General features: G+C 62.0%; 11 protein-coding genes. 8 read left to right on the top strand and 3 right to left on the bottom strand.

Annotated features, from left to right (window positions below; genetic code table 11):
- Positions 1–51: 51 nt before the first annotated feature.
- Positions 52–867 carry a nucleoside triphosphate pyrophosphohydrolase gene (gene mazG / locus K3724_RS07875; protein WP_259991603.1) on the bottom strand — a complete coding sequence of 272 codons (816 nt, stop codon included), beginning with the start codon at positions 865–867 and terminating at the stop codon, positions 52–54.
- A gap of 64 nt (positions 868–931) precedes the next feature.
- Between mazG and K3724_RS07880 the strand changes: the two genes are divergently transcribed.
- From K3724_RS07880 to K3724_RS07900, 5 genes are all read left to right on the top strand, one after another.
- Complete coding sequence (locus K3724_RS07880; protein WP_259991605.1) at positions 932–2,098, top strand: M20 aminoacylase family protein; 1,167 nt, start codon at positions 932–934, stop codon at positions 2,096–2,098.
- A 78-nt stretch (positions 2,099–2,176) separates the two neighbouring features.
- The gene (gene speB / locus K3724_RS07885) at positions 2,177–3,145 is read left to right on the top strand and encodes an agmatinase (protein ID WP_259991607.1); all 969 of its coding nucleotides are present in this window, start codon (positions 2,177–2,179) and stop codon (positions 3,143–3,145) included.
- Positions 3,138–4,085, top strand: a complete 948-nt coding sequence (gene speB, locus K3724_RS07890; RefSeq protein ID WP_259991609.1) for an agmatinase — start codon at positions 3,138–3,140, stop codon at positions 4,083–4,085. Before speB (K3724_RS07885) ends, speB (K3724_RS07890) begins: the two co-directional genes overlap by 8 nt.
- A 72-nt stretch (positions 4,086–4,157) precedes the next feature.
- Positions 4,158–4,598, top strand: coding sequence for a DUF1499 domain-containing protein (locus K3724_RS07895; protein WP_259991611.1), 441 nt, complete (start codon positions 4,158–4,160; stop codon positions 4,596–4,598).
- A gap of 378 nt (positions 4,599–4,976) precedes the next feature.
- On the top strand, positions 4,977–5,591 hold the full coding sequence (locus tag K3724_RS07900) for an imm11 family protein (RefSeq protein WP_259991613.1): 615 nt from the start codon (positions 4,977–4,979) through the stop codon (positions 5,589–5,591).
- A gap of 45 nt (positions 5,592–5,636) precedes the next feature.
- Here K3724_RS07900 and K3724_RS07905 read toward each other — a convergent pair whose 3' ends face one another.
- Entirely contained in the window at positions 5,637–5,936 is a 300-nt protein-coding gene (locus K3724_RS07905; protein WP_259991614.1) for a hypothetical protein, read from the bottom strand.
- A 60-nt stretch (positions 5,937–5,996) separates the two neighbouring features.
- Here K3724_RS07905 and prfA point away from each other — a divergent pair, with 60 nt between their 5' ends.
- The 3 genes from prfA to K3724_RS07920 all read left to right on the top strand — a co-directional run bounded on the left by prfA (position 5,997) and on the right by K3724_RS07920 (position 8,827).
- Positions 5,997–7,052 carry a peptide chain release factor 1 gene (gene prfA / locus K3724_RS07910; protein WP_259991616.1) on the top strand — a complete coding sequence of 352 codons (1,056 nt, stop codon included), beginning with the start codon at positions 5,997–5,999 and terminating at the stop codon, positions 7,050–7,052.
- A 2-nt stretch (positions 7,053–7,054) separates the two neighbouring features.
- Entirely contained in the window at positions 7,055–7,906 is an 852-nt protein-coding gene (prmC, locus tag K3724_RS07915; protein WP_259991619.1) for a peptide chain release factor N(5)-glutamine methyltransferase, read from the top strand.
- A gap of 213 nt (positions 7,907–8,119) precedes the next feature.
- The gene (locus K3724_RS07920) at positions 8,120–8,827 is read left to right on the top strand and encodes a DUF4167 domain-containing protein (protein WP_259991620.1); all 708 of its coding nucleotides are present in this window, start codon (positions 8,120–8,122) and stop codon (positions 8,825–8,827) included.
- A 302-nt stretch (positions 8,828–9,129) separates the two neighbouring features.
- On the opposite strand, the gene rsmA is transcribed toward K3724_RS07920, so the two are convergent.
- The gene (rsmA, locus tag K3724_RS07925; RefSeq protein ID WP_259991622.1) at positions 9,130–9,972 is read right to left on the bottom strand and encodes a 16S rRNA (adenine(1518)-N(6)/adenine(1519)-N(6))-dimethyltransferase RsmA; all 843 of its coding nucleotides are present in this window, start codon (positions 9,970–9,972) and stop codon (positions 9,130–9,132) included.
- Positions 9,973–10,027: the final 55 nt, after the last annotated feature.

Consider the following 10,027-nt stretch of genomic DNA (forward strand, 5'->3'; position numbering starts at 1 on the left):
TGCGCCGCCGGGATTTGAGTATTTGGAGAAAGGTGAATGACAGGTGCGCGCTCAGGCGCGTTCATCTGCCTTGACCGCGTCCCAGAGGGTGTCCATTTCAGCCAGATCGCTGTCCTCGGGGCGTTTGCCGCGGGCGGCGAGTTTGGCCTCGACACCTTCGAACCGGCGGGTGAATTTGGCGTTGGCGGCGCGCAGGGCGGCTTCGGGTTCAACCCCCAGATGGCGGCCCAGATTGGCCATCACAAACATTAGATCGCCGAATTCTTCTTCGACTTCGATCTGGGTGAGGGTGTCGCGGGCCTCGACCAGTTCAGCGCATTCTTCGGTGATCTTGGCGATGACATTGTCGGCAGAGGGCCAGTCAAAGCCGACGCGCGCGGCGCGTTTTTGCAGCTTGTAGGCGCGCAAGAGGGCGGGCAGGCCAACGGCGACGCCGTCCAGGGTGCCGGTCTCGGCTTTGTCTGCGCGTTCTGCTGCCTTAATCGCTTCCCAGTCGCGGGTTTGCTGGTCAGCTGATTTCTCGCGGCTCTCATCCCCGAACACATGCGGGTGGCGCGAGACCATCTTGTCCGACATGGTCCGGACCACGTCCTGGAAGGTGAAATGGCCCGCCTCCTGCGCCATCTGGGCGTGGAAGACGGATTGGAACAGCAGGTCACCCAGTTCTCCCTTCAGTTCATCCCAGGATTCGCGTTCGATGGCGTCGGCAACTTCATACGCTTCTTCAATGGTATAGGGGGCGATGCTGGCGAAATCCTGTTCGATGTCCCAGGGGCAGCCGGTTTTGGGGTCGCGCAGGCGCGCCATGATTTCAAGCAGGCGTTCGATGCCAGCGGTCTCATCGTGAATCAGGTCTGTTTGGGGCATTGCGGCGGCTCTTGTTCCAGTGTCTGATGCATCAATCCCGAGTCTGCTGCAGGAGTCCACCCCAATGCCCGTTGTGAACCGTATTGCCGATTACGCCGAGGAGATGAAGGCCTGGCGGCGGCATCTGCATCAGATCCCGGAGCTGGCGCTGGACCTGCCCAAGACCGCCGCCTTTGTGGCGGAGCGGCTGCGGGAAATCGGGGTTGATGAGCTGCATGAGGGGATCGCGCAGACCGGCATGGTGGCGATCATCAACGGGCGTGGGGATGGTCCGACCATCGGCTTGCGGGCTGATATGGACGCTTTGCCGATCCCGGAGGAGACCGGGGTTGATTACGCCTCGGGTCATGCGGGCAATATGCATGCCTGCGGCCATGACGGGCATACCGCCATGCTGCTGGGGGCGGCGAAATACCTGGCGGAGACGCGTAACTTCAAGGGCCGGGCGGCGCTGATGTTTCAACCCGCCGAGGAGGCAATTGGCGGCGCGCGCATCATGGTCGAAGAAGGCATCATGGAGCGGTTTGATATTGGCGAGGTCTATGCGCTGCACAATGCGCCGGGGCTGCCGGCGGGGCATTTTCTGACCACGCCCGGGGCGCTGATGGCGGCGGTGGATACGTTTCACATTCACATTCAGGGGCAGGGCGGCCATGGTGCGATGCCGCATGAAACCCGTGATCCGGTGATGGCGGCCTGCGGTATGGCGCAGGCGATCCAGACAATCGTGTCGCGGAACCATCACACGCTGGAGGATCTGGTGGTCTCGGTTACTCAGATCCATACCGGCACTGTCGATAATGTGATTCCGGATACCGCCTATATCAACGGCACCGTGCGCACCTTTAACCCGGAGGTGCAGCAGATGGTGATGCGGCGGATGAAGGAAATCGTGGCAGGGCAGGCAGTCAGTTACGGCGTTGAGGCCGAACTGGACTATGAGATCGGTTATCCGGCCACATTCAACGATGCGGAGAAAACCGCATTTGCCGTGGACGTTGCCAAGGAGATCGCGGGCGAGGGCAATGTGGTGCCTGATGGCGGCCGCGAGATGGGGGCAGAGGATTTTGCCTATATGCTGCAGGCGCGGCCCGGCTCCTATCTGTTCCTGGGGCAGGGTGAAAGCGCCGGGCTGCATCACCCGAAGTATGATTTTAACGACCAGATTGCGCCGGTTGGAGCGTCGTTCTTTGCCCGCCTGGTGGAGCGGGCGCAGCCGGTGGGCGGGTAAGGGCCTGCGCAGATGACAGGGACCTGCAAAGCGGGTATTTGATCAAAAGCTGAAGCCGCAGAACAGGGACGCAATGCCATGGCACTGGAAGACGCAAAACATATGATCGATCACGCCTTCACCCGCGAGGACATGAAGGGGTTGAGTTTCGAGATCACCTTTGGCGGGGCGATGTCTTTCCTGCGCCGCAAGTACACCAAGGACCTGACCGGCGTGGATATTGCCGTGACAGGCGTGCCGTTTGACCAGGCGGTGACCAACCGCCCGGGCACGCGGCTGGGGCCGCGGGCGATCCGCGAGGCGTCCTGCTTGCAAAGCCCGGACGAACCTTATGGCTGGCCGCATAAACCGCTGAGCACGCTGGCGATTGCGGATTACGGCGACCTGGCATTTGATCATGCCAATGTACCGGGATTTCCGGCGGCGCTGACGGAGCATATCCGGGGCATTCTGGCACAGGATACGGCCTCGCTCGTGCTGGGCGGGGATCACTATATCAGTTTTCCCATCCTGAAAGCCTATGCCGAGAAATACGGGCCGATCTCGCTGCTGCAATTTGATGCCCATACCGACACCTGGCCGGATGACAACATGGACCGGGTGGACCATGGCACCATGTTCTATAAGGCTGTGAAGATGGGGATCGTGGACCCGGCGACCTCGGTCCAGGTGGGGATCCGCACCACCAATGATGACACCCTGGGCGTCAATATCATCGATGCATCCACCGTGCATGAGATCGGCCCGGTGGAAACCGCCAAGCGGATCAAGACGATCCTGGGAGACCGCCCGACCTATCTGACATTTGACATCGACTGCCTGGACCCGGCTTATGCACCCGGCACCGGCACGCCGGTCTGGGGCGGGCTGACCTCGGCGCAAGCGGCGCGCATCCTGCGCGAGATTGCCGGCATCAGTATCAAGGGCGGTGACGTGGTCGAGGTCTCTCCCCCCTTTGACACAACCGGTGCAACTGCTATTGCCGGGGCACATGTGGCGACGGAAATCATCTGCCTACTGGGCTGGAACATGAGAGACAATGACTGACTTCAATCAACCGATCAGCGGCAATGACCTGGCCCGGTTCTCCGGGCCGAACACGTTTATGCGGCTGCCGCAGGCAACCTCTCTGGAGGGCCTGGATGTGGCCGTGCTGGGGGTGCCGATGGACATTGGCACCTCCTGGCGGTCGGGCACAAGGTTCGGCCCCAAGCAGATCCGGGCCGAAAGCGCGATGCTGCGGCCATACAACATGGCTACGGGTGCTGCACCCTTTGACAGTCTGAACATTGGCGATATCGGCGATCTGGCGATCAACACGTTTTCGCTGCCGGAATCGCTGCGCATTATTCAGGAAAGCTATGAGGCGATCCTGTCCGGAGCGGTGATCCCGGTGGCAATGGGCGGCGATCATTCGATCACCCTGCCGATCCTGCGCGCGATTGCCAAGAAATACGGCCCCGTGGCGCTGGTGCATGTGGATGCCCATGCGGATGTGAACGACGAGATGTTCGGTGAGCGCGAGACCCATGGCACCGTGTTCCGCCGCGCCTTTGAAGAAGGGCTGATTGTCCCTGACAAGACTTATCAGATCGGTATCCGCGGCACGGGCTACGCCGCCAGCGATTTTACCGAGGCGCAAAGCTGGGGTTTTCAGCATTTCCCGGCGCAGGAATTGTGGGGGCGGCAGCTGCATCAGATGGGTGCGGAAATTCGCCGCGATATCGGCAATAGGCCGGTCTATGTGTCTTATGATATCGATAGTCTGGACCCGGCTTATGCACCGGGCACCGGCACGCCGGAAATCGGCGGGCTGACCACGCCGCAGGCGCTGGAGCTGATCCGGTCGCTGAAGGGGGTGAACATCGTCGGCTGCGACCTGGTGGAGGTGTCGCCGCCGTATGATCCCTCGGGCAACACGGCTTTGGTGGGTGCCAATCTGCTCTATGAGCTGCTGTGCGTGCTGCCGGGGGTGGCGACAAAATAAGCGGTCCGGCCTGTACGTCAGGCCGGGGGAGGGCCGCAAAGGGAGGAGGCAAGGGTTGACCTTGAAACCGCAATGAGGCGGCTGATGCTGTTTGCCTGGCTGGTATTGGCGGCAGGCATTGCTGTCTTGGGCTTTGTCCGGCTGGCGCCAAGCGATCCGCTGGATTGGAACACTCAGCCGGAGTTCACCGAAGACAAGGAGTTCCGCGGCGGCGTGTTCCGGGTGGTGCGCAGCGGGCCGGACGGGCTGGAGCGGTTCCACCGCATTGCCAGCCACGCGCCGCGCACCAGTGTGCTGGCGGGCGGGCCGGATGACGGGATGGTGACCTATATCACCCGCACCCAGGTGCTGGGGTTTCCGGATTATACCACTGCCGCGCAGGACGGGGATCTGCTGAAGGTCTATGCCCGGCTGCGGTTCGGGCGGTCGGATCTGGGCGCCAACAAAGAGCGGATCAACACCTGGCTGGCGGAGATGGCGGAGGATCCGCAGGCCGCTGCCGCCGGAGAGTAACACCCAGGGTGTTCTCCCGCCTGTTCGCGGGCTTTTGGGAAAAGCCCCTCACAGTTGGGCCGGGCGCCGCGCTTTGCGCGGCGCGGGCTCTGCCGCCTTGGGCGGCAGAGCCATTGTATTGCTGAGAAGCGCTTCAGGCGCAGGCCTGCGCCTGAAGACGCCATTTCGATTGTATTTGTTGCTGTCGCGTCAAGGGCAGGCCGCGCTGGCGCGCGGTGGCTGCGCCACCCTTGACCCGGCTCGGATGGGCGGCTTTGGTTTGCAAAGAATGATGTGCTTGAAAGCTCTAATAAGAAGCGCCTATGCAATAGGGACTGCTGATTGAGGACGTGACATATGACAAGTGATTGCAAAGAATTGCTTTGCTACCGGCCAATAATGGCGCATGGAGACAAACGGTCAGTTACCTTCGAGTTTTCACCAAGAGCAGGAGAGGCTCCTAGTCCGTGGCCTGAAGGCAAATGGACGTCACGTATCCGTCATATCGAAGCAGGAAGTTTTGATGAGGAGGCAAGGCGTAACTTTGCCAGCTACTGGACGCTTATCAATCCGGATGTACTGGAATTGCCGGATGTTCTGGGGGAATTTAAACGGATGGATCGTTCTTTTTCTGCGTTCCACCGGGAGTTGAGGGAAGCCATTGTGGCGGCAGATCCCGAGCTTTGCAGTTTTGTGTCTGTATCCCAGGTATATGACTTGCGTCATGAGCGGGTGATCAACGAGCCAGAGTACTTCTTTTCTGCGGTGAAGCAGACAAAGGATTCTCTGGATGTTGAAAACAGCGAAACTAAGACCATTTCGTTTCACGATGGATCGACCATTCCGGGTTTTATGCCCAAAAGCCGGGTGCATCGATCCGCGCTGAAGGGCGCAATGCTGTGGCGTGACCAGAAGTCGAGAGAAGTCCTGTGCACCAGTGAGTTCAAGGCGCTGGCCGAGGCTGCCGGCTGCGTGGGAATGGCGTTTTATCAGGTTGGGATTTCCGAGGCCTGATACATGCCTGGTGAACCGGGCCTATTGGTTTGCCAGACCAGTGCGTCAGAGATGCGGCAACACCAATGGCTCGCTTGATAACCCCGGCACCTCCCCCAGCGACGCCGACAGGCAGCTGCTTTGCACCTCGCGCCACATCGGCACGTTCAGCGACATTTGGCATTGCGCCATGAACATGCGCCCGTCGACCTGCAGGCAGCGCAGCTCGCCCAGCTCAACCCGGCTGCCGGACTTGTCGGTGCAATAGCAGTCGATGGTCTTGCCGCCCGGTCCGGTCACATCAGCCCAGGCACTGCCGGAGGCAGCCATTAGAATGGAAACGACAAGGGCACTGGCATGTTTCATGGCTCTAGCATATCACAGAGGCAAGATTTGGCCAAAACATGAACAAGAATAGGCGCGCCCATGGTCCCCGAAGAGCGGCTGGAACAGATCCTGCAGCGGTTTCAGTATCTTGAAGCCGCAATGGCGGATGGTGCCGGGGGCGGGGATATTGCGGCGCTGGCCAAGGAATATTCCGGCCTGCGCCCGGTGGCGGAGCAGATCAGCGCCTACCGTAAACTGCTGAGCGACCTGGAGGAGGCGGAGCTGATGCTGGCCGATCCGGACATGAAGGATCTGGCGGAGGAAGAGATCCCTGCGCTGAAGGATGCGATCCCCGAAGCCGAGCAGGCGCTGCAGCTGGCCTTGCTGCCTAAGGACGCCGCCGATGGCCGCCCTGCGATGCTGGAAATCCGGCCCGGCACCGGAGGTGACGAGGCGGCGCTGTTTGCCGGCGATCTGCTGCGGATGTACCAGCGCTATGCCGAGGCGCAGGGCTGGAAAGTCGAGATCATCGAGGAACAGGCAACTGAGCTGGGCGGCATCAAGGAAGTGGTGGCGCATATCAAGGGTGAGAATGTCTTTGCCCGGCTGAAGTATGAATCCGGTGTGCACCGGGTGCAGCGGGTGCCAACCACAGAAAGCGGCGGCCGCATTCATACCTCGGCGGCCACCGTGGCGGTGCTGCCGGAGGCCGAGGATGTGGACATTCATATTGACCCGAATGACATACGGATCGACACCATGCGGGCCTCGGGTGCGGGCGGGCAGCATGTGAACACCACCGACTCGGCTGTCCGTATCACCCACCTGCCGACCGGGCTGATCGTGACGTCGTCAGAGAAATCCCAGCACCGAAACCGCGAAATTGCCATGCAGGTGCTGAAAACCCGGCTCTATGATCTGGAACGGCAGCGGATCGACAATGAGCGGTCTGCGGACCGGGCAAGCCAGGTGGGCTCGGGCGACCGGTCGGAACGCATCCGCACCTATAATTTTCCGCAAGGGCGGATGACCGATCACCGCATCAACCTGACACTTTACAAGCTGGATCAGGTGATGGGCGGCGATCTGGACGAGATTGTCGATGCGCTGACTGCAGACAATCAGGCGCGGCTTCTGGCCGAGATGGGGCAGTGAGCATGGCAGAGACCGCGGCACAGGCGATGGCAGCAGCGGCGTCCCGGCTGCGCGCGGCTGGGGTTCAGGACCCGGCGCGGGATGCGCGGGTGCTGCTGGCCCATGCGGCGCGTATCGAAGCCAGCCGGGTAACGCTGATCGCGCCCGAGGAGCTGGCGCAGGACGTCGCAGAACGGTATGAGCAGCTGATTTCGCTTAGGGCGGTGCGGGTGCCGGTCTCGCATCTGATCGGCGAGCGGGAATTCTATGGCCGCCGTTTCAAAGTGTCGCGTGATGTTCTGGATCCGCGCCCCGAAACAGAGATCCTGATCGAGGCCGCGCTGGCAGAACCATACGCGCGGGTGCTGGACTTAGGCGTCGGCTCGGGCTGTATTCTGGTGACACTGCTGGCCGAGCGGCAGGAGGCCACCGGCCTGGGAGTGGACATCAGCGAGGCGGCCTGCCTGCAGGCCAGCGCCAATGCCGTTTTGCACCGGGTTGAAGCGCGGGCGGATATTCAGCAATCGGACTGGTTTGAGAGTGTCGAGGGGACGTTCGATCTGATCGTATCCAACCCGCCCTATATTGCGCTGGACGAGATGGACGGGCTGTCTGCGGAGGTTCGGGGGCATGAACCTGGCATCGCACTGACAGATGGCGGCGACGGGCTGGGCGCCTACCGGAGGATAGCTGCGCAGGCTGCGGCGCATTTGCCGCCGGGCGGGCGGGTGCTGTTGGAAATCGGCCCGACGCAAGGGCAGGCGGTCGGCGCGCTGCTGGAAATGGCAGGGTTTAGCGGCATTTCTGTGCTGCCGGATTTGGACGGCCGGGACCGGGTGGTGCGGGCGCATTCCGGCGCAAAACACCGTTTTTAACGCGAAGATTCACAATTTCGGAAGAAAAATCAAAGAAAACACTGTTGTGCCCCTTGTCTGGGGCTTCGTAACATGGTTACTCAAGAGGAGCCGCTTCAGGAGAACGCTTTCCAAGCCTTCCCGCGGCATCAAGCCCAAAAAAGCTAATGATCCGGCGCTAAGACGCGTAGAACAGGGTCTACGGCGCATTAACTCAAGGCTTACGCTAGGCATATGAGATCGTCAAAATCACGTTCACGTTCCAAGTCGAACAACCGGAATCGCCCGAATGGCGTCAATGTTGTCAACCGGGTGTTCGACAGCTCCGGTCCCGAAGGCAAGGTGCGCGGAACCCCGCAGCAGATCATTGACAAATACAATCAGCTGGCGCGGGACGCGCAGCTGAGCAATGACCGGGTTGCGGCAGAGAATTTCCAGCAGCATGCAGAGCATTATCTGCGGCTGCTTAACGAAGCACAGCGCGAAATCGATGCGCGCCGCGATGAGCAGGAGCGGCAGAACCGCGAACGCCAGGCCGAGCGCGACCGCGAACGCACCGAGCGGCTGGAACGCCAGGAGCGGGAAGCTGCGGCTGCCGCAGCGGCAGCCCCTGCAGCTGCAGCGCCCGCGGCCGATCCGGCAGCGGCCCCGCAGCCCGAGGTGATCGACCCGCGCGGCGACAATGGCAATGGCGGCGACAGCGGCCTGGTGGAAACACCGGAAAGCCAGTCGGCAGCATCTGCTGAAGCGCCGGCTGAAGCACCCGCCAAAAAGGCTCCGGCCCGCAAACCACGCCCGCGCAAACCCGCGGCCAAGGCTGACGATGCGCCTGCAGCAAGTGAAGGCGGCGAGGCACCGGCGCCGAAGAAACCCGCCCGTCCGCGCACCAAGCCCAAGCCCAAGCCGAAGGCCGAAGAAGGCCCGGCAGAGGCGGCTGAGTAATCAGCGCCGGACCCGACAATCAAAAAGACCCCCGGCGCTGACCGCCCGGGGGTCTTTTTACGTTTTCTGTTCAGGCCGCTGGCCTCCGGTCGCGTAGCTGCGGGTCAGGCGCTGTGTCCCGGCACCCGCAGATAGCGCCGGACAGCTTCGGGGAAGCCCAGCATCAGCGCATCGGCGGTTAGAGCGTAGCGGCTACTCGGGTCGGCGGCTGCATTGACGTTCACGGACAGAACTGTTGGGCCGGGCGAAATGGAATGGGGTGTGGGAAGGACCGGCTGCAGCCGCTGAGAAGGAATGAGGTTTCAGGCCTTGGCCAGCTCTCGGGCAAGCGCGCAGAAGGCCTCAAGGCTCACCTGTTCAGCGCGTTCGGTGGGCGGGATGCCGGCAGCGTTGAGGTGGTCTTCGATCACCGGTGAGACGCCTTTGAGCGAGGAGCGCAGCATTTTGCGGCGCTGGTTGAAGGCCGTGGCCACGACACGAGACAGGATGGCTGCATCTGCCGGGAAGCGCGGTTCGGGCAGGGCATCCAGATGCACCACGGCACTGGAGACTTTGGGCGGCGGGGTGAAGGCGCCGGGCGGCAGCGACAGCACAATGCGTGCATCGGCCCGCCATTGCGCCAGGATTGCAAGCCGACCATAGGCCTTGGAACCGGGCAGGGCCACGATACGCTCGGCCACCTCGCGCTGGAACATCAGGGTGAGGCTCTGCCAGAACGGCGGCCATTCCTTGGGGGTGAGCCAGCGCACCAGCAGTTCGGTGCCGACGTTATAAGGCAGGTTGGCGGCGATGCGGATCGGCGGGGTCAGATGCGCCAGCGGGTCGATTTCCAGCGCGTCGCCGTTGATGACGTCAAACCGGCCCGGATAGGCATCTGCGATGTCCTGCAATGCGGGCAGGCAGCGGCTGTCCTTCTCTACTGCCAGCACCCGCCGGGCGCCTTCGGCCAGCAGCCCGCGTGTCAACCCGCCGGGGCCGGGGCCGATTTCCAGCACATCACAGCCCGTCAGATCACCGGCCTGGCGGGCGATCTTGGCGGTGAGGTTCAGGTCCAGCAGGAAATTCTGGCCCAGTGATTTGCGCGCCGACAATTGATGCGTTGCGATCACTTCACGCAGGGGAGGAAGGCTATCGATAGCGCTCATATCATCTGTACCTTGGGACATGGCGCGGGCGGCGCGCCAGAAATTTCATGCCTTC

Source organism: Leisingera sp. M658 (assembly GCF_025144145.1).
Lineage (GTDB): Bacteria > Pseudomonadota > Alphaproteobacteria > Rhodobacterales > Rhodobacteraceae > Leisingera.